This window comes from Pseudomonas borbori (genome assembly GCF_900115555.1).
GTDB lineage: Bacteria > Pseudomonadota > Gammaproteobacteria > Pseudomonadales > Pseudomonadaceae > Aquipseudomonas > Aquipseudomonas borbori.
In genome coordinates this window covers 59,230-81,687 of sequence record NZ_FOWX01000005.1, presented here as the reverse complement: position 1 = coordinate 81,687, position 22,458 = coordinate 59,230, and the positions used below count along the sequence as shown (strand labels likewise).

Sequence of the window (22,458 nt, the reverse complement as noted above, 5' to 3'; positions counted from 1 at the left end):
TACAGACTCGTTAATGACTTTTTCTCATGAATAAACAATCGCCGCCCGCTCAGACCAACAGCAGCCCATTGGCCGAAGTGCGCAGCTGATTAATGTTTAAAACTCATCAATCAATGAAAATAAATGGTTTGTTGGGCAATCGTCCGAACCGTCACTTTGTCCCCTGAAACAGGGCAACCGAGCCTGAGGGTTCCACCTGCTGACCCGCGCCTTGAGCGACTGCCTTCGCCGGATTGGCCGAGTCTGCAGCTGTCCCCCCCACGCCCCCGGCTTGCACCACAAAAACCCTTACCAACAATAAAAGGGGACATTGCAATGCGTGCACAGGCAGGCCTGTTCAAGGGCCTAAACCCCACCGTAACCGTGGCCTCCAAGCTCCTGGTCATCGGCTTCGTAGTGCTTTGCGCAGTACTCGCCGAACAGGCTGGCGCCTTCTTCCAGCACACCTCGGATTTCATCCTCGACAACTTCAAGTGGTTCTACCTGAGCCTGGTCAGCGGCGTGCTCGGCCTGCTGCTGTACCTGATGGTCAGCCGCTTCGGCCATATCCGCCTGGGCCGCGACGACGAGCGCCCGGAGTTTGCCTTCAGCTCATGGATCGCCATGCTGTTCAGCGGCGGCATGGGTATCGGCCTGATTTTCTGGTCGGTGGCCGAACCCATGTGGCATTACGCCGGCAACCCGTTCGCCGAAGCCCTGAGCGACGAGGCGGCCACCGCGGCCATGCGCCTCACCCTGTTCCACTGGGGCCTGCACCCCTGGGCGATCTTCACCATGGTCGGCCTGGCCCTGGCCTACTTCGCCTATCGCAAGGGCCTGCCCCTGAGCATGCGCTCGATCCTCTACCCCCTGATCGGCAAGCGCATCTACGGCCCCATCGGCCACGCCGTGGATATTCTCGCCGTGGCCATCACTGCCTTTGGCGTATCCCAGTCGCTGGGCCTCGGCGTCACCCAGATCAACACCGGCTTCAATCAGGTGTTCGGCCTGCCGATCAATTTCGGCGTGCAGGCCCTGATGATTGCGCTGATCAGCGGTTGCGCCATTCTCTCGGTGATGTCCGGGGTTTCGCGCGGCATCCGTCGCTTGTCGGAATGGAACATGCTGCTGTCGATCCTGCTGGTCGGCGTGGTCCTGTTGCTCGGCCCGACCCGCTACCTGCTCAACCTGATGCTGGAAAGCAGCGGTGATTATCTGCAGAACATCGTCGGCCTGAGCGTGTGGAGCGACACCCAGAAAGACGGCGGCTGGCAGAACTGGTGGACCGCCTTCTACTGGCCCTGGTGGATGACCTGGGGGCCCTTCGTCGGCCTGTTCATCGCCCGGGTTTCCCGTGGCCGCACCATCCGCGAACTGGTCGCCGGCACCCTGCTGGTGCCGACCCTGGTGACCATCGTGTGGATGTCGGTACTCGGCGGCTCGGCCCTGAAAGCCGAACAGGACGACCGCGCACTGCATCAGCAGCAGGTCGAGAGCGGCCAACTGGTTGGCGAGGCGGCGGTGTTCCAGGGCGGCGACGTGCTGACCGCGACCAAGGCGGAAACCACCTCGGCGATGTTCACCCTGCTGAAGAAGATCGACGGCGGCCTACTGGGGCAACTGCTCAGCGTGCTGGTTTGCCTGATGCTGGCGACCTACTTCATCACCTCAGCCGACTCCGGCACCCTGGTGCTCTGTACCCTGTGCGCCGCCGGACACCCGGAACCGCCGCAAGGTATTCGCGTGCTCTGGGGCGTGCTGCAGGCCTTTATCGCCATGGGCCTGCTGTATGCCGGCGGCCTGAAGACCATCCAGATGGCCTCGATCGCCGCGGGCTTGCCGATCGCCGTGTTCATCCTGCTGATGAGCTACAGCCTGATGCGCTGCCTGCGTCAGGAAGGTTTCAGCGGCCTGCCCACGCCGCTGCCGGGCAGCCACTATGCAACCCGGGAACACGCCGAAGACGAGACGGCCAACCAGCCTGTCCCTGTCCTGGGCGGGGCCTCGCCACTGGCGTTACACGCACGCAAGGCCTGCTAACGACCGCGCTGCACGCAGCGCACCCGCTCCAGCGACCGCTGCCGCCGGCCACAAGCCCGCGGCAGCGGTCGTTTCAGCGTTAGCGGACACCGCAGTTTTCTGTAGGAGCGGCCCATGGCCGCGATGGATTTCGCGGGCATGGAACTGGGCGTCCCCCCCGCTCCTACGGGGTACGGCGGTGTTCTTGTGGGAGGGGCTTTAGCCGCGAATATTCTGACGGGCTTGCGGCCTTTCGCGGCCATGGGACTGGGCGTCCCCGCCGCGCCTACGGGTGCCCAATAGCCCATAGACACGAATACCTACGGTTTTCTGCGCGACAGCGCTCCGTCGAAGACAGCGGGCAATCTCTCACCCCTCGCCTTGCCCCTCGGCAAGTGACGCCGGCAACTGCTCGAGCAACCAGCTGCGAAAGCGCTGGACGCTCTGCCGGCCGAGACCGCGGCTGTATGGTTCGAGCAGGCAAAACTGCGCCTCGGTGTTCAGCACGGTCTCGACCGGTCGCACCAGCGCCCCGCTCTGCAGGTGGTTATCGACCAGATTCGACCAGCCCAGGGCGATGCCCTGGCCACTCAGCGCCGACTGGATCAGCATCGAGTAGCTGTTGATATTGATCCGCCGCTTGGGCTCCAGCGCCTTCAGCCCGAGCCGCTGAAACCACTCGGGCCAGCCGATCCAGTCGCGCTGCGGATCCTCCAGCCACAACCAGGTACAGGCCGCCAGCTGCTGCGGCTCGTGCAACCCGGGGTGTTTGGCCAGGTAGCCAGGGCTGCACACAGGAAACACCTCCTCGGAAAACAGCGGCGTGACCTGAATATCCTTGGGCGGCGTGCGGCAGTAGTACAGCGCCAGGTCACAATCCAGGCGGGCGAACTCCTTGACGTGGTCATAGGCGATGATGCGCAGGTCGATCTCTTCATTGTCGCGCTGGAACTCGGCCACCTTGGGCAGCAGCCACAACGAGGCCATGGCCGTGCTGGTGGCCACCGTCACCTGCTGAGCGCCACGCCAGTGGCGAATCTCGCCGGTGGCCTGGGCCACCTGCATGAGCGCGTCGCGCACGGTATCGTAGTACTGACTGCCGGTCGGGCTCAGGTTGATCGCCCGGGTGGTGCGCTCGAACAGGGTCTTGCCCAGGTAATCCTCGAGCAAACGCACCTGACGGCTGATCGCGCCCTGGGTGACGTTCAGTTCCTGGGCGGCCAGGGTAAAGCTCAAATGGCGCGCAGCGGCTTCAAATGCCACCAGGCTATTGAGCGGAGGCAGTGGATGAATTTTCATGCAGGCAAGGTCACGCAATGTTTTAGTTATGTCCAAGCAGTTTAGAACCATGCTGGCGGCAAACACAGGGGCAAGTTGGCATGCCGCCCGATATAGCCAGCGCAGGTAAGGCGAACCCCTCAAGGCGAGCACGCCTCACAGCGGAAAGTGCCCGAGGGCGGCTGCGGGCACCCGGGCTAACAGGCCTCCCCCGGCGTGCCAGACGGCGCTGCCGGGTCAGGCCCGGCATCGAGAAACGCCTGATTTTCCTCGCGGATTCGCCGCGCCTGTTCGTCGTAGAGAAACGGCAGAAACATATAGCGCTGGCCATGGGTGACCGGACTGGCCTCATGCAGCAAGCCGCAGGAGAACACCACCGCACCTCCAGGCGGCGCCGTATACAGCCCTGGGCCGAATTCGGGGAAACGCAGAAAACCGCCCTCGTAGTCACCGCTGTTGAGAAACAGGGAAATGGCGAAACGGCGGTGTGCCGTGCCTTTGGTGGTGTTGTCGCGGTGCGCACGGAAATGCCCGCCCTCGCCGGCCTCGTAACAGCCGATCAGGTAGCGCTCCATGCGCGTGGCGCGAAACTGGAATGCCTTGTGGATTTCAGGCGCCACCCGCTCCTGGATGCGCCGTCGACAAGCCTGGCGCAACTCCTCGTCCGCCAACGTACAGTCGCGCCGACTCTTGTGATCCTGACCATGCACCAGCTGCGTCCGGCCATCGATATCCTGCATGAAACCGGAGGGTTCTCCGCCGTGGTTACGGTAGTAGTCGATCAGGGCCTGGCACAGCTTGGGCTCGAACACCCTGGGCAAGACCAGCACCGGAGCCCTGGGCGCAACCGGAAATGACGGGCCGATGGCTGGCAGGCGATCGAGCACCGCCAGCAAAGCGGGCATGTGCAGATCCGTGGAAGCCTGGAACGGCAGTACCGCGAGCACGCGCAACATCGGATCGAGGACATAGGTGACCCGGCGGTAGCCGCCATCCGGCTGCAGCGCCCCATAGAGTTCGCTCACCTGGCGATCGAAATCCCAGATATAGCGCACCCCCGGCAAAGCCGTGCGCACCCGTTGCTGGCGCTCGTCCTCGGGATCGACCGTGACCCCGAAAAAGCACAGGTTGGCATCATCGAAACGCTGGCGACTCGCAGCCAGTTGCCTGAGCAACTGGGCACTGCCGGGCTCGGCGGCGGAACCGAAGAAACACAGCACCACATAACGACCAGCGACCGTATCGAACACGAAGCGCTCACGGGTCTCGGTACGACAGGTGAACCACGGGGCAGGCTCGCCCAAGCCAAGGAGTGCGGTGCGCATTATCATCAGCCTCGCTGGCGGCAGAACCAGGCCGCCTGCCGATTTAGCCAAGGGTTGCTAACAAGAATAGCTGGCGAACCGATTGATGCCCGACGGGCCTTGCGGGGCGACTCGCAGGATAGCCTGCAAGCGCCCCAGGGCTCTGGCAGCATCTGGCGGGTCTGACGCCCCGGGCGGCGGGAAATGCGGCGAGCGCCATCGCCTCGATAAAAAACGGCCCGCACCAAGGGTGGGGCCGCTACACGACTGCCGCTGTTGTGCACCTGCGGCACATCATTCACGCTAAGGCATATTGCCGATGATCTTGCGCATCTCCTGCTCCGAGAAGCCACGCAGTGTCTGGCTGCGCGTATTGCCGAGCGAGCCTACTTTCAACAGCAGCGAGATGGCTGCCTCCTCGTCCCCCTCGACGATCAGCACCAGGTCGTAACTGCCCACGGTCCAATAGACGGCCTTGACCTCTATGCCCAGCGTTTGCCCCAGCGCCTTGAATGCCTGAAAGCGATCCGGTGAGTCCTTGACCGCCCGAATGCCCTGATCGGTGAAATTAACCAGCGAGATGAAGGTTGCCATGATTACACCCCTTGTCAGGGTTGCTGAATGGCGGTCACAGAGCCGGCAGCGATTACCTGGAAGAGGGCCGCCATTCTTCCAAATCCGCGAGTCCGACCATCGATTACTTGAGCCTGTTGCTTGCGCAGCACCGCGCGGACCGAAGCATGGTTGCGTTCCGCCAGTGTGCCTTGTCAGGCATAGCAGGCCGCCGCAGCACCCGCACGACCACTGATCCGCCCAGGCAAAAAAAACCGGCCCAACACAACGGGGTGTGAGCCGGCAAAGCACTATCGGGTCGTCGTGGGGCCCGAGCCAGATCCTGACTCGAGCGCCCCGCCTGCAGACGACCGGCTGCAGGCGGGGATGAATCCCAGCGGATCAGGCCAGCTTGCGCCCGACCTCGTCGAACTGGACTTGCAGCGCAGCCTCCGGCTCTTCGCTCAGCAGGCTGACGACGACGATGCCGACGCTGGCCAGGATGAAGCCGGGGATGATTTCGTACAGACCGAAGATACCGCCCAGGCTTGCCAGTTGCTTCCAGACCACCACGGTCACGCCGCCGAGAATGATGCCGGCCAGGGCGCCATTGCGGTTCATCCGATTCCAGTACAGCGACAGCAGGATGGCCGGGCCGAAGGCGGCGCCGAAGCCGGCCCAGGCGTAGGACACCAGACCCAGGACGGTGGTATCCGGGTTCAGCGCCAAGACCAGGGCGATGATGGCGATCAGCACCACGGCGCCACGGCCGATCCATACCAGCTCGGCGTCGCCTGCATCTTTCTTGAGGATGGCCTTGTAGAAGTCCTCGGCCAGGGCCGAGGAGCTGACCAGCAGTTGCGAGTCGGCGGTGGACATGATCGCAGCCAGCACGGCGGCCATCAGAATACCGGCCACTACCGGGTGGAACAGGCTGTTGACCAGGACCATGAACACGGTTTCGGCGTCGCCCAGATCGGTTTCCAGATAGCCGATGCCAATCCAGCCGATGGCCAGGGCGGCGATCAGGGTCAGGGCGGTCCAGCTCACCGCGATGCGGCGCGCGGTCGGAATGTCCTTGTCGTCGGAGATCGCCTTGAAACGCGCGAGGATATGCGGCTGGCCGAAGTAGCCCAGGCCCCAACCGAGCAGCGAGAGGATCGCGATGATGCCCAGCGGCTCGCCCTTGACATCGTTGAAGAAAGTCAACAACTCGGGATTCTTCGCCGCAATCGCCAGATGCGCGGCATCCACGCCACCCACGGCATTGAGCGCGAATACCGGCACCAGCACCAGCGCCGCGGCCATCAGCAGGCCTTGCACCACGTCGGTCCAGGCCACGGCGAGGAAGCCGCCGAACAGGGTGTAGGACACCACCGCCAGGGTACCGATCACCACGGCAATCGGGTAATCGAGACCGAACACGGTTTCGAACAGCTTGCCGGACGCCACCAGGCCGGAGCTGGTATAGAACAGGAAGAAGGTCAGGATGATCAACGCCGACACCACGCGCAGGGCGCGGGATTTGTCGTTGAAACGATTCTCGAAGTAGGACGGCATGGTCACCGAATCATTGGCCGTGTGCGAATACACACGCAGACGCTGGGCCACGAACAACCAGTTCAGCCAGGTGCCGGCCAGCAGGCCGACGGCGATCCAGGTGGCTTCGAAACCAGCGGCCAGGGCGTAGCCCGGCAAGCCCAGCAGCAGCCAGCCACTCATGTCGGAAGCGCCAGCCGACAACGCCGCGGTGGTCGGGCCGATGGAACGGCCGCCGAGGATGTAATCGGACAAATTGCTGGTGCGTTTGTAGGCCACCAGACCCAGCCACAACATCATCACCAGGTAGACCACGAAGGTCACCCCTACAACAAAAACGTTCTGCTCGTTCATCTTGTTGTTCTCTTGTTGGCACGGCTCGGGCCGTGACTCTAGTTGTTAAGCGACCGCTGTATGCGGCCACTGCCTTGAAACCACCGACCAGGTGCACGCCTGACCATCTGGCCGGAGGCGGGACTGGCCTTGTAAGCCTGCCCCTGAAAATCAGAGCTTGGAAAAATACCGAGCGTCTCCTGTTTTTCGCTTAACGCAACGCCAGCAGCGGACGCCAGGGGCGGTCGCAGCAGGCGTGCTCTCCCACAAGCTCTTAGTCCTCGTCGACCAGCGACAGCAGCGAGGCGTTGCCGCCCACCGCCGTGGTGTTGACCGAGGTGGTACGTTCGTTGACGAAACGCAGCAGGTAGCTCGGGCCGCCGGCTTTCGGTCCGGTGCCGGACAGGCCGCAACCGCCGAACGGCTGCACGCCGACCACGGCGCCGATCTGGTTGCGATTGACGTAGAGGTTGCCGACGCGCGCCAGGGCCTCGATGCGCTCGGCGGTTTCCTCGTTGCGGGTATGCACGCCGAGGGTCAGGCCGTAACCGGTGCCATTGATCGCGGCGACCACCTGCTCCAGTTCGCTGGCCTGGTAACGCACGATATGCAGGATGGGGCCGAAGTTTTCCTTCTTCAGCTCGGCGATGCCGCCGATCTCGAAGGCCACCGGCGCGACGAAGTGACCGTGCAGGCCAGCCGGCAGCGGCGTTTCGGCGATCAGCTTGCCCTCGCCCTTGAGCTGGGCGATATGCGCGTCCAGGCCCGCCTTGGCTTCGCCATCGATCACCGGGCCGACGTCGCTTGCGCGCAGCTGGGTCGGGCCGACCTTCAGTTCGGCCATGGCGCCCTTGAGCAGATCCAGCACCCGTTCGGCGATGTCGGCCTGTACATAGAGCACGCGCAGCGCCGAGCAACGCTGGCCGGCGCTGGTGAAGGCCGATTGCACGGCATCCTTGACCACCTGCTCGGGCAGCGCGGTGGAGTCGACGATCATCGCGTTCTGCCCGCCGGTCTCGGCGATCAGCGCGGCGATCGGCCCGGCCTTCTCGGCCAACTGGCGGTTGATGATCCGCGCCGTGTCGGTGGAGCCGGTGAAGCACACCCCGGCGACCCGGGCATCACGGCAGAACACGCCACCGAGGGTGGCGCCGTCGCCGGGCAGGAAGGCGATCACATCCGCCGGCAGGCCGGCCTCGAACATCAGCTCCAGGGCACGGGCGGCGATCAGGCTGGTCTGCTCGGCCGGCTTGGCCAGCACACAGTTACCGGCGACCAGGGCGGCGGCGATCTGGCCGAGGTAGATGGCCAGGGGGAAGTTCCACGGGCTGACGCAGACGAAGATGCCACGGCCTTCGTGGAACAGTTCGTTGCGCTCGCCGGTCGGGCCTTTCAGCTCCTCGCGGCCCAGGCGCAGGCGCGCCTGCTGGGCGTAGTAACGGCAGAAATCCACGGCCTCGCGCACTTCGTCGATGCCGTCCTGCATGGACTTGCCGGCTTCCAGGGTGCACAGCGCCATCAGCTCGCCGCGGTTGCTCTCGAGCAGATCGGCCAGGCGCTCGAGGATGCTCGCGCGCTGGTCGACCGGCGTGGCATTCCAGCGCGGCCAGGCAGCGCTGAGCACGTCCAGCGCCTGGGCGGCCTGGGCGGCGCTGGCGAACTGGGCGCTGCCGACCAGCTTGCTCAGCTCATAGGGGCAGTGCACGTCCTGCGCGGTGCCGGGCAGCGTCTGCCCGTTGATCACCGGTGCGGCCTGCCATTGACGGTTGAGGTGCGGCTGATAGGCGAGCTCAAGCTCAGCCAGAGACTGCTGGATGTTCATGTTGAGGCCTTGGGAGTTTTTCCGCGCGGTACCGAACAGAGCAGGCGGAAGGGGGATTTTGTCATTAGCGAGGGTTTTGAACTTGCGCAGTTGCGTCACCGGATGATCGAGAAGTGACTCGATCGGCGTGCTCGGGTCGACCAACTGGTGGACGAACGAGGAGTTCGCGCCATTTTCCAGCAGGCGGCGGACCAGGTAGGGCAGCAGATCCTTGTGCGCGCCGACCGGGGCATAGATGCGCACGGTCTTGCCATGCTTTTCCAGCACCGTGTCGTACAGTGCGTCGCCCATGCCGTGCAGGCGCTGGAACTCGAACTCGCGCGGCTGCCGGTGCTCGGCGGCCATCGCCAGGATGCAGCTGACGGTGTGGGCGTTGTGGCTGGCGAACTGCGGGTAGATCACCCCACGGGTGAACTCCGACAGCAGGAAGCGCGCGCAGGTCAGGTAGGAGGTATCGGTGCCTTCCTTGCGGGTGAACACCGGGTAGCCGTCCAGGCCCTGGACCTGGCACTGCTTGATCTCGGTGTCCCAGTAGGCGCCCTTGACCAGGCGCAGCGGCATCTTCTCGCCGAGTTCCTTGCCCAACAGGGTGAGCCACACCAGCACCGGCAGGCAGCGCTTGGAGTAGGCCTGCACCACCAGGCCGAATTCGCCCCAGCCTTTGAGGGCCGGGTCGCGCATCAGCTTCTCGTACAGCTCCAGCGACAGTTCCAGGCGGTCGGCTTCCTCGGCGTCCACCGAGATGCCGACGCCCAGTTTGCGCGCGCGCACCGCCAGTTCCAGCACATTGGCGAACAGCTCGGTCAGCACGCGCTCGCGCTGGGCCACTTCGTAACGCGGATGCAGGGCCGACAGCTTGATCGAGATCGACGGCTTCGGCCCCGGACCGACCTGCGGCTCGGCCCCCACGGTATCGATGGCCTTGCGGTAGTCGGCCATGTACTTCTCGGCGTCATCGGCAGTCAAGGCCGCCTCGCCAAGCATGTCGAAGGAATAGGTGTAGCCTTTTTCGCGCTCGGAACGACCGTTCTTCAGCGCCTCGGCGATATTGCGACCGAGCACGAACTGCTTGCCCATCAGCTTCATCGCCTGGTTCATCGCGGCGCGGATCACCGGCTCGCCGGAACGCTGGATCAGGCGGCCGATGACCTTCTTCGGCCGACCGTCGGCGGCGTCCGGGTCGACCACCTTGCCGGTCATCACCAGGCCCCAGGCGGCGAAATTGACCAGCACGTTGTCGCTCTTGCCGAGGTGGCGTTCCCACTCGGCGGCACTCAGTTTGTCGCGGATCAGCGCGTCGGCGGTGGCGGCATCCGGCACGCGCAGCAAAGCCTCGGCCAGGCACATGAGCATCAGCCCTTCCTGGGTATCGAGGCTGTACTGACGCAGCAGTGCGTCGAGGGTATCGACGGCATTGTCCCGGCTGCGTACATCCTGAATCAGGGTACGGGCACCGCGGCGGATAGCCTCGATGCCGGCCTCACCGGGATCGGCGAGCTGCAAGAGCTCAGTGAGATAGGCTGCCTCGTCAACGCTGTAGTTGGCGCTGATGACAGGGAAAAAATCGGCGGCCTTGGCGGCAGAGATCCGGTTAAGGAACTCGTCCTGCAAGACGTGACTGGCTTTAAACATCACGCCCATCCTCTTGTGGAGACTGTTGTTGTAGGAACTGCTGCTATGGGTCTAGCTCAGATGCGCCGGTATGACTACCGACGCATGGCGAGCCCACACGATTAACAGTGGGTGGTGAAATTTAGTGGCATAGCCATGACAACTTCTTGCAGAAAGCTCTGGAGTTTTTGCGAAAAGCTATGGGCAGGGGAACTAACGACGAACGGGCGTTCGGGATCGGCTCCCGTGGGAGCGGGCCATGTCCGCGAAACTGATGTCGCGGGCACGGAACTGGACGTCTCCCCGCTGCTACGGTGCCCCTGGACAGCTGCAGCCCGGCAGCAACCGCTATGCTCCATAGCGTAGAGCCATTAATAATCTGACTACGGACGCTCGGGTTGGGCGCTATCCGGGCGCAGGGAGGACTGCCATGCAAGCTGCTGCCGTGCTGCGTCTGCTGGTCGCCGGCCTGCTCGGCCTATTGGTTATCGCCAGCCATGGCGACTGGACAGGGCCCAAGGAGGGGCCGGTGGCGCTGGCGGGCAAGCGAGTGGTGTTCCTCGCCTCCGACTTTCGCAACGGCGGGGTGGTCGCGGTGTATCGCAGCATCGAGCGGGCGGCCAGGCTGATCGGTTGGCAGGTGCAGGCACTGGATGGGCATGGCGATGCCACCGAATGGCGGCGTATCGCCGAGCAGGCACTGCAGCAGGCGCCGGACGGCGTGGTGCTGGGCGGTTTCGGCGTGGAGGCGCTGGGGCAACTGCCGGCGCAGTTCCAGCGACGCAAGATAACCCTGGTCGGCTGGCATGCCGGGGATACGCCGGGACCGAGCGAGTGGCTGTTCAGCAACGTCACCACCGACCCGTTGGTGGTAGCGGACCTGGCCGTGGAGCTGATCATCGGCGAGGACGAGATCGGTGTGGTGATCTTCACCGACAGCCAGTTCGCCATTGCCACGGCCAAGGCCGAGCGCATGGCCCGGCGCATCCGCGAGTGCCCGAACTGTCGCCTGCTGAGTGTCGAGGACCTGCCGATTGCCAGGGCTTCGGAGGAGATCGCCGGCCGGGTCAGGCAACTGCAGCAACGCTTTGGCTCGGCCTGGACCCACAGCCTGGCGATCAATGACGTGTATTTCGACCATATCCATGTGCCCCTGGCGCGGCTCGGGCGCCAGGACATCCGCCACGTGTCGGCCGGTGACGGCTCGGCCAGGGCGCTGGCGCGGATCCATTCCGGGCTGTCCCAGCAGATCGCCAGCATTGCCGAACCGCTCGGTGCCCACGGCTGGCAAGTGGTCGACGAACTGAACCGCGCCTTCTCCGGCGAGCCGCCCAGCGGCTACGTCGCCCGGCCGCTGCTGGTCACCACCGAGATAATGCGCGAGAGCGAGACCATCAACATCGAGCTGGATACCAGTCACGAGGCCAGCTACCTGCAACTGTGGCGACCGGACTGAGGCGTTCAGGCGATAAAACCGCTAGCGCCTGAACAGGTTGACCAGCAGGCTCAGGACGATGCTGACCAGCAGCAGCGAAGTCAGCGGAATGAATACCCGGCCGCGGGGCGATTCGATGCGGATATCCCCCGGCAAACGGCCGAACCAGTGCAGCAGCCCGGGCGCGAAATGCAGCAGCGCACCGAGCAGCAACAGCGTCAGGCCGGCAATCATCAACCAACGCGCCATGAGTGTTTCACGCCTCCTTCGATGCGCTCCGGCGCCTGCCGCCGCGCTCAGCCAAACTTCTCGTCATAGGCCGCCGGGGTCATGCCGGCGCTGGCCAGGCATTCGCGCAGGTGCTTGATTTCCTGCCGGCTGCACTCATTGCTGTGGTGCGGGTGGTGCAGAAAGAACTCGTACTGGTTCAACACCACACGAAAACGCGCGCCGAGAACGGGTTCGATGGTGGCCCCGAGGTGATGCAGCAAAGACTCGACCTCCCGCCAGTGGACGTTGCTCGGCAACTGCCCCTGGAAAATCGAGTGCAGGAGGTTCTGGTGTTTGTGGCTCATGGCACGACCTCATATCGACTGCTCGGCTACTCCTAGGATAGCGGAGAGAACAATCAGAACAATCAGGCGCACACAGACCACGGTATTGATGCCGAAGGGCAGCTCCTGACCGCGCTCTGCCAGTCGCCACCAGCCGCTTCGCGTCGATTTTGCCTGCTGTACCCCGCCGCACAGGCCGTGCGCACCGCTGACAACTCCTGGTGCGCATGGCGCACCCTACGAGCCGGTGTCATCGAAACCATAATTCCGAGCTCGCACACTAGCAGCGGGAAACAGCCAAGCCTGGCCTGCACGACTCCTAGCGGCCGTTAGTGAACCCGAGGCCACTCGAGGTGTCTGTCATCTGGAGATGGCACAACGGGCCATGAGTCCCTTCCGGAAGAAGGGGCGCCCCCCAGTCGTGCCAAAAGCCGTCGCTACGGCTTCAGGGCCTTATCAAACTATTGCCCCATCGATTACTGCGTGGCCATCGGAGCCTTTATCTTTTCCTCTTCTATGTGAAGTCATCATGTCCCTATCCCGCCATCTTTTTGTACTTGTCTCTCGTCTTGTCGGCCTTCAGCCCCGTGCGCGGCGCCGAGCCTTGGGCGCCGGCCTGCTCGGCGCGCTGCTCGCGGTCTGCGCCCCGACCCATGCTCAGGAGGCCGCCGGCAATCAGCGCTGGGTCAGCGACACGCTGCACACCTATGTACGCAGCGGTCCGACTGACGGCTATCGCATAGTCGGCACCCTCCAGTCCGGGCAGAAGGTCGAGCTGATCAGCACCCAGGGCGACTACAGCCGGGTCCGCAGCGAGTCCGGCAGCAGCGTCTGGATTCCCAGCAGGGATCTGCAGGACATGCCCGGCCAGGCCGAGCGTTTGCCGCAACTGGTGCAGCAAGTGGCCGAGCTCAGCGACCAGCTCAAGACCATCGACGACGGCTGGAAGGCCCGGACCCAGGGCCTGCAGGAAACCCTGGACTCGCGCAAGGCGTTGATCGAGGAACTGCAAGCGCAGCGCAAGGCCCTCAACGCCGAGCTGACCGCGAGCCAATCCGAGCTTCGCACCGCGCAGGCGCGCCTGGGCGATGAGAACAGTCAGCTATTGATGCGCTACCTGATCTACGGCGCCGGTATCGCTGGCGCCGGTCTGCTCCTCGGGCTGATCCTGCCGGCTATGACCCGGGGCCGCAAGCGCAACGACCGCTGGTTCTGAACCCCTGCCGGACTCCGCAACTGCTCCGGCCTGCGCTAGCAGCAGAATGCTTCGGGGCAGTCTTCGCGGGCTTCCAAGCCCCCAGCGACAGCGGCCGAGCGCCAGCGTGAACAACACCGGTAGCCACTGGCATCACTCTTGCTATCCAACCAATCACATCCGCAGGATTCGCTCCTGCAAGGCAAAGGCGCCTGAATCCGCTGCGGCTATTTCGCAGAGGCTTCAGGCGTTTTTTTGGCTACCGCGTTGGAGATTCAGGCACATGAAGTGGCTTACCTACCCTGCATTCTTGCTGCTGCGCGAGCTGGGCTTCGGCGGCATGCTGCGCACGCTGCTGGCGCTTGCCCTGGCGGGCGCCACCACCACCCTGGCGGCGCCAACGCTGCCGGTAGAGCCGCTGTGGGCAGTGCTGGCCTACCTGGCGATTGCCAGCCTGTGGCTGCTGCTGGAGGAGATCGGGCAGTTGCAACGCTACTGTGAAGATGCCGCCCAGCATGGCGTCCAGGACGCCGGCAGCGCTGGCCAGTGGCTGTTGCTGCAGCCGCTCGGCCGCAGCTTTCAGCAGTGGCTGAACCGCGAGCAACGGCAACAACAGCTGTTGCAGCAGCGCCTGGACGAGATATCCCACTCCTCGCAGGAACTCGAGCAGAGCGCCGCACTGGTGACCCGCAATGCCGAGGGGCAAAGCGAATCGGCCACAATCGCGGCAGCGGCGGTGGAACAACTGAATGTGAGCATCGTGCAGGTGGCGGCGCTGGCCGATGAGTCGCGGCAGACCAGCGTGGTGGCCAGCGCACAACTGGCCGACGGCATCGAGCAGCTCACCAATCTGGTGCGACAGGTGTCCGAGATGGCGCAGCAAGCCATCAGCACCAACCAACTGATCCTGCAACTGAACAGCAACTCGCGCACCATCAATGAAATGTCCGGCACCATCCGCGCGATTGCCACGCAAACCAACCTGCTCGCCCTGAATGCCGCCATCGAAGCGGCGCGTGCGGGCGAAAGCGGCCGTGGCTTCGCCGTGGTGGCCGATGAAGTGCGCCGCCTGGCCCTGCACAGCCAGGAGTCGGCGGCGGAGATCAGCCGCAACATCGAGTCGGTGCAACAGCACATCAAGGACGCCACGCTGCAGATGTCCGACCTGACCGATCTGGCCCATCGCAGCGCCGACAGCTCAGAAGCGGTGCGCCGCCTGCTCGATCAGGTGCAACAGCGCACCCTGCAATTGACCGGGCAGGTGGATCAGGTCGCGGTCAGTACCGAACAACAGGGCAAGGCCGTGGCGGAGATCGCCGAACTGGCCGACCGCGTCCGCCAGGGCAATGCCGACAACCTGCAGGCCGCCGATCAGGCGCGCACCATCGCCCACCATCTGGCTCATCTGACGGGATAATCAGCATGAATGGATTGCACGGACTACCGCTGCTGCTCGCCGGCGCCGCCGCCCTGGTCATACCGACCCTGCTGTTCTATGGCTTGCATCGGCGCCTGCAGCGGCAAAAACGCCAACATATCCAGTTGAACATTCGCCAGCTGGCTTTGCTGCGCGCGCTGATCTCCGGCTTGCAGCGCCATCGCGGCCTGAGCAATGGCGTGCTCTGCGGCGATGCCAGCCTGAGCCAGGACCTGGCCACTGTCCGCCAGGGGCTGGACCGGCATATCCGCGCCGCCCAGGAACTCGACGGCACGCACCGGGACGCCTGGCACAGCCTGATCGATCACTGGTCACGGATGCGCGAAGGGCGCAGCAGCGACCGGGCGAACAACCTGGCGCAACATCACCTGATCATCCGCAACAGCATCTTTCTGATGGAGGATGTGGCCTGCGAAATCGACCTGAGCGAAGGCCGTGCCGAGCTCGGCTACCTGCCCTGCATCTGGCGCGAGGTGGTCCAGGCCGCCGAATGGGCCGGCCAGGCGCGCGCCCTGGGCACCGGCATCGCCGCGGCCGGCCAGAGCAGCGCCGAGCAGCGCGTGCGCATGCGTTTTCTCTACCAGAAGATCGAGCTGCTGGCCGGCACGGCCTTCGCCACCCTGCAACGGCATGCCGCCGAACACCCGCAGGCCAACGGCTTCCGCCTGGAGCATGGCCAACAGGTGGTGGCGGATTTTCTGCACTGCATAAAACAGGAACTGCTCGGCCAGGAACAACCCGTGATTGCCGCCAAGACCTACTTCCAGCGCGCCACCCAAGCCATCGACGAACTGCTGGCCCTGGTCGATGCGGCGCTGGCTCAGCTACAGCCCCGCTAAGGAACTGCAGATGCTCACTACCGTCCAGCCGCTACGCCACGACCAGCAGACGCCCGCCTGTCCGCCAGTCCTGGGCCTGCCGAGCGCCCCCCTAGTCGCCACCCGCTATCGTGGCTTGTCGCTGAGCAGCCATTTTCAGCCGATTTTCAGTATCGCCCACGGCCGCGCAGTGGGCTACGAAGGGCTGATTCGCGCCCGGCATGCCGATGGCACGGCAGAGCCGCCGGCAACCCTGCTGGCCATGCCGGGCAATGGCCGGGAAAGCCTGGAGCTGGATCGCACCTGCCGGACCCTGCATGTACACAACTTCGCTCGCCAGGCCACGGGGCAGGCCTGGCTATTTCTCAACCTGAACTCGCAGTACCTGGTCAGCGAGCAACCGGACATCGGCTTTACCCATAACCTGCTGCAGAGCACCGGCATTGCCGCGCATCGTCTGGTGATCGAAATCATTGAAAGCGAAGTCGGCGATCAGGCCCAGCTCAAGCGCTTCATCAGCCATTTCCGCGAGCTGGGTTGCCTGATCGCCATCGATGACTTCGGCGCCGGGCATTCCAACTTCGACCGCATCTGGGATCTGGAACCCGACATCGTCAAGATCGACCGCCGCCTGATCCAGGATGCCGGCCATTCGCGCCGGGTGGAGCGGATTCTCACCGGCATGGTCAGTCTGCTGCACGAGGCCGGCAGCCTGGTGGTCGTGGAGGGTGTGGAAAGCGAACACGAGGCCCTGGTGGCGATTGCCGCCAACGCCGACATGCTCCAGGGCTTCTATTTCGCCAAACCCCAGGCGCGCATCAATACGGGCCAGAGTTTTGCCAATACCTTCGACAGCCTGTTGCGCGGCCAGCAGTGGCAAAGCGTCAAACGCAGCGCCGACCTGCGGCACTACGTGCGTGAACTGGAAGGTTTGTTTCAGCAGGCCGTGGCGAACTTTGCCGCCAACCAGCAGTTTGAGCAGAGCAGCGGTTTGCTCTTCGGCGACCCGCGCACGGCGCGCTGCTACCTGCTCAATGAAGCGGGCTATCAGGTGTCGCGCAATGTCTACGGCGCACATTACCAACAGCAGATGAATGCGCGCTTTGCCCCCCTGTTATGTGGCGACAACGCCAACTGGTCGCACAAGCACTACCACTACCGGGCACTGAAGCAACCGGGGGTCATTCAGATCAGCCGGCCCTATCTGTCGGTGGCGGATTCGCGCATGTGCATCACCCTGTCGCAAACCGTCAGGCTCGGCGGCACGCTCTATGTCTTCTGCTGCGATCTGGATTGGCAGGAGCAGTAATGCGGCCCGGCCAGGGAGCGCAGCTGGCCGGATGATCCATCCCTCAAGTTCTGCTTAGTGCAGTCTCAGCAACGGGCGCCGAAGGCGGCCGCAGCATTTCCCGTATACGGATGAAATCCGGGAAAGTCTGGCGCCTGAAAAAACGCTCCCGGATTCCATCAGGGCTACAAAAAATGCTCTCACCTGGCTTGGGTGAACAGCGTTGCGCAGCAGGCGGGAGTATTTTCCCAACCGCTCATATATGGAACTGCTCGACCAGGCGCTGCAGACGCTCGCCAAGCTGGTTGAGCTCGCGCGAGGTATGTGCGCCCTGGGCGGCTTCGCTGGCAACATCGTCGACCCCGACGGCGATCTGATGGACGCTGCGGTTGATCTCCTCGGCCACCGCGGTTTGTTCTTCGGCCGCGCTGGCAATCTGTGCGTTCATCGAGTTGATGGTGCCGATCAGCGCCGAGATGGCCTGCAGCGAGACGCCGGCCTGGGCCGCATTCTCACTGGTGTCCTCGCCCATTGCGCTGGCGCGCTGCATGGCACTGACCGACTGGCCGGTGGCGTTCTGCAGGCGGCCGATCATGTGCTGGATTTCCCCGGTGCTCTGCTGGGTACGGCTGGCCAGGGCGCGCACTTCGTCGGCGACCACGGCGAAACCACGGCCCGCCTCGCCGGCACGCGCCGCCTCGATGGCCGCATTGAGCGCCAGCAGGTTGGTCTGGTCGGCGATCGAGCGGATCACGTCGAGCACCCCGACTATGCCCTGCACATCCTGGCGCAGGGTTTCCAGCGAGGTGCTGCTGCTACGCACCTCAGCCACCAGCTCATGAATGCACTCGATGCTCTGATCCACCACGCGCTTGGCCGACAAGCCTTGCTGGTCGGTCTCGCGCGCGGCTTCGGCGGCGTGCTGGGCGCTCATCGCCACCTCCTGGGAGGCCGCGGACATCTGGTTGATCGCCGTGGCCACCAGCTCGGTTTCCTGGCGCTGCCCCGCTATCATCTGCTCGGAACGCTGCGCCTGGCCGGCTACCGCGCCCACCAGAGTAGCGAGCTGGCGAGTGGTGTCGGCCACCTGACGGACCAGGCCATGGATCTTGTCGACGAACCCGTTGAACGAGTTCGCCAGCTCGCCCAGTTCATCCTGGCTGGTGACCGCCAGGCGCTGCGTGAGGTTGCCGTCGCCGGCAGCCATATCGTCGAGCCCCGCCTTGATCCGCTGCAGCGGGCTGAGGATGGAGTTGCCCAGCAGTACGGCGAGCAGGCCCATCAGCAGCAACAGAAGCAGCGCCGAGCCGAGCATGATCAGCAGCAAGTCGTCGATGCGCGCCTGGAATTCGGCACGCGCCAACTGCACGTCCCGCTCGACCCCATCGAGATTGACCGAGGTGCCGAAGGCCAGCTTCCACTTGGGCAGGTAGTGGGCATAGCCGACCTTGGGCACCAGCACCTTGCCGGCGCCGAGAACGAAGCTGTAGTCGACGTAGTGACTGCCGTCCTTGCCGGCGCGTACCAGCTCGCGAATCGCGTAGACCCCATTGGGGTCGCGGTAATCGGCGAAGCTGTCGCCAATGCGCTCATTGGTATTGCCCTGTAGCACTCGCACGGAGTCGTCGTCGTAGCCCCAAAAATAACCGTCGACGCCGTAGGACAGGCGTTTGAGCACGGCCACCGCCTGCTCGCGCGCCGTCATGTCGCCCGCGGCCGAGGCCTGGTAGAGCGGCGCCACAGCATTCAGAGCCAGATCCACATACTGCTTGATTTCGCTACGGCGATCCTGCGTCAGCTTCTCGCGGGTCTGCTGCTCTTGCTGATCGGCCAGTTGCTGCAGGGTGAACACGGCGGTGGCGCTGAGCAGCAGGGTCAACAGCAGAATCGGCACCAAGGCCAACAGCAGAACTTTGGAGCGTAACCGAAGAGTGGCTAGCATAGCGGCAGTACCTTCGCAGATCAGACAACCATGAGGATTATGCGCATCGAACTACCGGGCTAATTTGGTCAGACCAATTGTCCATGCATTTTTTTGCCTATCCTACGACATGCCGGCCAATTGACAAGGAAAACCCGTCGCAGGATTTCCCGCTTCTGACGAAGGATGTGACGAGCGCAATCGACCCGACCGAGGGCCATGCGCAGCCGGGAGAAGCGCCCCGCATCCGGCGAAGTGGTCGAGGCGACGCGATGGCCAGGCTAGTGTCGCGACACGGATCGTCTGTCGCTTTCCTTGGGAGCGGACGTTGTCCGCTATCGCCGCGGGGTCGGAACGCCGCCCGGCGCAATGCTTTTGATGGTTGAACGGACGTTGGATCGCCGGCAACCCTGCTGGCCATGCCGAGCGATGGCCGGGTGCCGTCAGCCGACGCTGAACGGCACCCGCGGGTTCAAACCACGCCTTGCGCCAGCATGGCATCGGCGACCTTGACGAAGCCGGCGATGTTGGCGCCCTTGACGTAGTTGACGAAGCCGTCCGGTTCGCTGCCGTAGCCGATGCAGGCATGGTGGATCGACTGCATGATGCCGTGCAGGCGCTCGTCGACCTCGCCAGCGGTCCAGTGCAGGCGCATGGCGTTCTGGCTCATTTCCAGGCCACTGACCGCCACACCGCCGGCGTTGGAGGCCTTGCCCGGTGCATAGAGGATCTGCGCCTCGATGAACAGGTCCACGGCATCCAGGGTCGAGGGCATGTTGGCGCCTTCGGCCACGCAGAAACAGCCGTTCTTCAGCAGAGCACGGGCGTCCTCGGCGTTCAGTTCGTTCTGCGTGGCGCAGGGCAGCGCGACATCGCACGGCAGGTGCCACGGGCGCTGGCCGGCGATGAACTGCAGGCCAGACTGCGCGGCCATCTCGCTGAGCCGCCCGCGGCGCAGGTTCTTCAGTTCCATCAGCTGCTGCCACTGCTCCTCGCTGAGGCCGGCCTCGGCATACAAAGTGCCTTCGGAGTCGGACAGCGAGATCACCTTGCCGCCCAGATCCATCACCTTGCGCGCGGCGTACTGCGCCACGTTGCCGGAGCCGGAGATGGCCACGCGCAGGTCATCGATGGTCCGGCCGCGGCCCTTGAGCATTTCCTCGGCAAAATACACGCAGCCGAAACCGGTGGCTTCCGGGCGGATCAGGCTGCCGCCGTAGGCGATGCCCTTGCCGGTCAGGACCGAGCTGAACTGGTTGGCCAGGCGCTTGTACTGGCCGTACATATAGCCGATCTCGCGGGCGCCGACGCCGATGTCACCGGCCGGCACGTCGAGGTCGGCACCGATATGCCGATACAGCTCGCTCATGAACGACTGGCAGAAGCGCATCACTTCGTTGTCGCTCTTGCCCTTGGGGTCGAAGTCCGAGCCGCCCTTGCCGCCGCCCATGGGCAGCGAGGTCAGGGAGTTCTTGAACACCTGCTCGAAGGCGAGGAACTTGAGCACGCCCAGGTTCACCGAGGGATGGAAGCGCAAACCGCCCTTGTAGGGGCCGATGGCGCTGCTCATCTGCACCCGATAGCCGCGATTGACCCGCACCCGGCCCTGATCGTCGACCCAGGGCACGCGGAACAGGATCGCCCGCTCGGGCTCGACCATGCGCTCGACGATGCCGCCCTGCAGGTAGCGCGGGTTGGCCTGGAGAAACGGCCAGAGGCTGCGCAACACTTCCTCGACGGCCTGGTGGAACTCGGGCTGGTCGGGATCGCGCTGCTTGAGGCGGGCCAGGAAATGGTCTACGGATTCGCTCATGAAACTGCCCTCGATTGACCGTTCTCATACGGTCGCTCACTGAAATAGGCCAGCACTCTAGCAGTAGCCGGAGCACCTAAATAGAGCAAAATGTCGCCTTTATGTATCTTTTTGGTGCGCCACCATAAATCATGCGTTCAGCCATGAGCACGGCCGGTGGTTTGGCTGGCCTCCTTGTCCTGTACGGAGGGCGAGCGCTGGCCTTGTTTAGCGTGGCGTCACGCATCGACCTGGACCCCGGCAACCGACGATGCACGCGTTACCTCTCGTCCCAGAGACCATTGACCGGCAGAGCGGCTGGGACGGCTTCTTCGCTACCGGGGCACACCTCGACCTGGTTACGGCCATTATCCTTGCAGTGGTAAAGCGCCCTGTCGGCACGGTTGATGGCGCTTTTCAGCCCATCGTCCACCTGGAATTCACTGACGCCCACACTGATGGTGACCGCGACGGACTGGCCGTCGAAACTCCAGCGCTGCTGCATCAGCGCCTGCCGGACCCGCTCGGCACTCGCCCGCGCCTGCTCCAGGCCGGTATCCGGAAGAATCGCCAGAAACTCCTCGCCGCCCCAGCGCGCAATCAGATCCTGGCTGCGCAGCTGCGCCTTGATGACGTTCGCCACCTCCACCAACACCTTGTCGCCGACCTCATGGCCGTGACTGTCGTTGATCGACTTGAAGTGATCGATGTCCAGCAACAGCAGGCCGATGGGATGCCGGCTGCGCTGGAAGCGTGCCAGCTCCTTATCGGCCAGATCGAGCATATGCCGGCGGTTGAACAGCCCCGTCAACGGGTCGGTGGCCGCCATAAGCCGCAGCTTGCGCTGTGCCGAACTTACGATCTTCAGGTAGAAGAACGACAAGTAACTGAACATGGCGAATACCACGCTCAGATTGAACAGGTGCACGGCCAGCAAGGCATCGCGGGAAATCGGCTGCAGCGGTTCGACAGTCCACATGACGACATCCAGCGTCACGTAAAACGCCCACAACGAGACCAGCGCCACGAGGGCGCCGCGCAACGGCATGCTGAGAAACAGCGCCGGGATGAACATCAACAGATAGTAGTGAAAGCCACTGTCCCAGCCGATCAACAGCGTGCCCAAGGTGGCGTGGACGATGACCTCCGTCCAGATCAGCGCAATGGCCAGCCGATTGCGCCGCCTGGCCAGCGCCTGGTACGCCAGAATGTACATGGACACACTGATGACATTGACCCAGGCCAGCAAGGGCGAACCGAGGACATGAAACAGGAAGAAAAATGCCACATCCACCGTGCCGGCGATCTGGCAACAGCGCTTGGCCACCTGCCAGAACTGCGGACGCCGCACAGCTACGGATGCGCCTGTCGTAGACCTGTCGCTGGTGTTCATAGGCAAAATCCCTGTGCAATCCTCCAAGCCTAGGCTGCCATAGGCGGAGTTGCGCGCTGATGGTGCCGAGGAGTCTTCTCCTGCGGCGGAATTAGATTGAGGTTATGGGGGTGCCGCCCAGGCTTCAGTCAGCCCTTTGGAATGTGTCTTTATGGAGCTGTTACAAAACTCCAATCCCCCGGGGTCA

General features: G+C 63.9%; 15 protein-coding genes and 2 pseudogenes. 6 read left to right on the top strand and 11 right to left on the bottom strand.

Going from position 1 to position 22,458, the window contains the following annotated elements:
• Positions 1-315: 315 nt before the first annotated feature.
• Entirely contained in the window at positions 316-2,019 is a 1,704-nt protein-coding gene (locus BM315_RS05115) for a BCCT family transporter (RefSeq protein WP_090498494.1), read from the top strand.
• Positions 2,020-2,367: 348 nt separating this feature from the next.
• On the opposite strand, the gene BM315_RS05110 is transcribed toward BM315_RS05115, so the two are convergent.
• The 5 genes from BM315_RS05110 to putA all read right to left on the bottom strand — a co-directional run bounded on the left by BM315_RS05110 (position 2,368) and on the right by putA (position 10,458).
• On the bottom strand, positions 2,368-3,297 hold the full coding sequence (locus tag BM315_RS05110) for a LysR substrate-binding domain-containing protein (protein WP_090498492.1): 930 nt from the start codon (positions 3,295-3,297) through the stop codon (positions 2,368-2,370).
• Between the two features lie 176 nt (positions 3,298-3,473).
• Positions 3,474-4,601, bottom strand: a complete 1,128-nt coding sequence (locus BM315_RS05105) for a redoxin domain-containing protein (RefSeq protein WP_090498489.1) — start codon at positions 4,599-4,601, stop codon at positions 3,474-3,476.
• A 282-nt stretch (positions 4,602-4,883) separates the two neighbouring features.
• Positions 4,884-5,174, bottom strand: a complete 291-nt coding sequence (locus BM315_RS05100; protein WP_090498487.1) for a GYD domain-containing protein — start codon at positions 5,172-5,174, stop codon at positions 4,884-4,886.
• A 360-nt stretch (positions 5,175-5,534) separates the two neighbouring features.
• Entirely contained in the window at positions 5,535-7,025 is a 1,491-nt protein-coding gene (gene putP, locus BM315_RS05095; protein ID WP_090498485.1) for a sodium/proline symporter PutP, read from the bottom strand.
• A gap of 253 nt (positions 7,026-7,278) precedes the next feature.
• Positions 7,279-10,458 carry a bifunctional proline dehydrogenase/L-glutamate gamma-semialdehyde dehydrogenase PutA gene (gene putA, locus BM315_RS05090; RefSeq protein ID WP_090498483.1) on the bottom strand — a complete coding sequence of 1,060 codons (3,180 nt, stop codon included), beginning with the start codon at positions 10,456-10,458 and terminating at the stop codon, positions 7,279-7,281.
• A 409-nt stretch (positions 10,459-10,867) separates the two neighbouring features.
• On the opposite strand from putA, the gene BM315_RS05085 reads away from it, so the two are divergent.
• Positions 10,868-11,893: a substrate-binding domain-containing protein gene (locus tag BM315_RS05085; RefSeq protein WP_244527251.1), complete on the top strand. Its 1,026-nt coding sequence runs from the start codon at positions 10,868-10,870 to the stop codon at positions 11,891-11,893.
• Positions 11,894-11,914: 21 nt separating this feature from the next.
• Here BM315_RS05085 and BM315_RS05080 read toward each other — a convergent pair whose 3' ends face one another.
• Both BM315_RS05080 and BM315_RS05075 read right to left on the bottom strand, forming a co-directional pair.
• On the bottom strand, positions 11,915-12,121 hold the full coding sequence (locus BM315_RS05080) for a DUF2905 family protein (protein WP_090498481.1): 207 nt from the start codon (positions 12,119-12,121) through the stop codon (positions 11,915-11,917).
• A gap of 47 nt (positions 12,122-12,168) precedes the next feature.
• Positions 12,169-12,447: a hypothetical protein gene (locus tag BM315_RS05075; RefSeq protein ID WP_090498479.1), complete on the bottom strand. Its 279-nt coding sequence runs from the start codon at positions 12,445-12,447 to the stop codon at positions 12,169-12,171.
• A gap of 508 nt (positions 12,448-12,955) precedes the next feature.
• Here BM315_RS05075 and BM315_RS05070 point away from each other — a divergent pair.
• The 4 genes from BM315_RS05070 to BM315_RS05055 are packed head-to-tail and all read left to right on the top strand — an operon-like array spanning position 12,956 to position 17,186.
• The gene (locus BM315_RS05070; protein ID WP_090498478.1) at positions 12,956-13,642 is read left to right on the top strand and encodes a TIGR04211 family SH3 domain-containing protein; all 687 of its coding nucleotides are present in this window, start codon (positions 12,956-12,958) and stop codon (positions 13,640-13,642) included.
• Positions 13,643-13,688: 46 nt separating this feature from the next.
• Positions 13,689-15,038 carry a methyl-accepting chemotaxis protein gene (locus BM315_RS05065; protein WP_425287767.1) on the top strand — a complete coding sequence of 450 codons (1,350 nt, stop codon included), beginning with the start codon at positions 13,689-13,691 and terminating at the stop codon, positions 15,036-15,038.
• A gap of 5 nt (positions 15,039-15,043) precedes the next feature.
• A complete protein-coding gene (locus tag BM315_RS05060; protein WP_090498474.1) occupies positions 15,044-15,898 on the top strand; it encodes a nitrate- and nitrite sensing domain-containing protein in 855 nt (284 codons plus the stop codon).
• A 10-nt stretch (positions 15,899-15,908) separates the two neighbouring features.
• Positions 15,909-17,186 carry an EAL domain-containing protein gene (locus BM315_RS05055; protein ID WP_090498472.1) on the top strand — a complete coding sequence of 426 codons (1,278 nt, stop codon included), beginning with the start codon at positions 15,909-15,911 and terminating at the stop codon, positions 17,184-17,186.
• Positions 17,187-17,421: 235 nt separating this feature from the next.
• On the opposite strand, the pseudogene BM315_RS25395 reads toward BM315_RS05055, so the two are convergent.
• The 4 genes and pseudogenes from BM315_RS25395 to BM315_RS05040 all read right to left on the bottom strand — a co-directional run.
• Positions 17,422-17,958 (bottom strand): annotated as a pseudogene (locus BM315_RS25395) (methyl-accepting chemotaxis protein); the annotation flags it as partial.
• Positions 17,959-18,279: 321 nt separating this feature from the next.
• Positions 18,280-19,107: pseudogene (locus BM315_RS25390) on the bottom strand (cache domain-containing protein); the annotation flags it as partial.
• Positions 19,108-19,558: 451 nt separating this feature from the next.
• Positions 19,559-20,899, bottom strand: a complete 1,341-nt coding sequence (gene gdhA, locus BM315_RS05045; RefSeq protein ID WP_090498468.1) for an NADP-specific glutamate dehydrogenase — start codon at positions 20,897-20,899, stop codon at positions 19,559-19,561.
• 259 nt (positions 20,900-21,158) lie between these two features.
• Positions 21,159-22,271 (bottom strand): GGDEF domain-containing protein, encoded by a 1,113-nt coding sequence (locus tag BM315_RS05040; protein ID WP_090498466.1) that lies wholly within the window; start codon positions 22,269-22,271, stop codon positions 21,159-21,161.
• Between the last annotated feature and the right edge of the window lie 187 nt (positions 22,272-22,458).

Coding starts and splice junctions, on each gene's coding strand:
- putP (WP_090498485.1), bottom strand. CDS start 7,025: ATGAACGAGCAGAACGTTTTTGTTGTAGGGGTGACCTTCGTGGTCTAC.
- BM315_RS05110 (WP_090498492.1), bottom strand. CDS start 3,297: ATGAAAATTCATCCACTGCCTCCGCTCAATAGCCTGGTGGCATTTGAA.
- BM315_RS05075 (WP_090498479.1), bottom strand. CDS start 12,447: ATGAGCCACAAACACCAGAACCTCCTGCACTCGATTTTCCAGGGGCAG.
- BM315_RS05115 (WP_090498494.1), top strand. CDS start 316: ATGCGTGCACAGGCAGGCCTGTTCAAGGGCCTAAACCCCACCGTAACC.
- BM315_RS05105 (WP_090498489.1), bottom strand. CDS start 4,601: ATGCGCACCGCACTCCTTGGCTTGGGCGAGCCTGCCCCGTGGTTCACC.
- BM315_RS05100 (WP_090498487.1), bottom strand. CDS start 5,174: ATGGCAACCTTCATCTCGCTGGTTAATTTCACCGATCAGGGCATTCGG.
- BM315_RS05080 (WP_090498481.1), bottom strand. CDS start 12,121: ATGGCGCGTTGGTTGATGATTGCCGGCCTGACGCTGTTGCTGCTCGGT.
- putA (WP_090498483.1), bottom strand. CDS start 10,458: ATGTTTAAAGCCAGTCACGTCTTGCAGGACGAGTTCCTTAACCGGATC.
- BM315_RS05070 (WP_090498478.1), top strand. CDS start 12,956: ATGTCCCTATCCCGCCATCTTTTTGTACTTGTCTCTCGTCTTGTCGGC.
- BM315_RS05060 (WP_090498474.1), top strand. CDS start 15,044: ATGAATGGATTGCACGGACTACCGCTGCTGCTCGCCGGCGCCGCCGCC.
- BM315_RS05065 (WP_425287767.1), top strand. CDS start 13,689: ATGCTTCGGGGCAGTCTTCGCGGGCTTCCAAGCCCCCAGCGACAGCGG.
- BM315_RS05085 (WP_244527251.1), top strand. CDS start 10,868: ATGCAAGCTGCTGCCGTGCTGCGTCTGCTGGTCGCCGGCCTGCTCGGC.
- gdhA (WP_090498468.1), bottom strand. CDS start 20,899: ATGAGCGAATCCGTAGACCATTTCCTGGCCCGCCTCAAGCAGCGCGAT.
- BM315_RS05040 (WP_090498466.1), bottom strand. CDS start 22,271: ATGAACACCAGCGACAGGTCTACGACAGGCGCATCCGTAGCTGTGCGG.
- BM315_RS05055 (WP_090498472.1), top strand. CDS start 15,909: ATGCTCACTACCGTCCAGCCGCTACGCCACGACCAGCAGACGCCCGCC.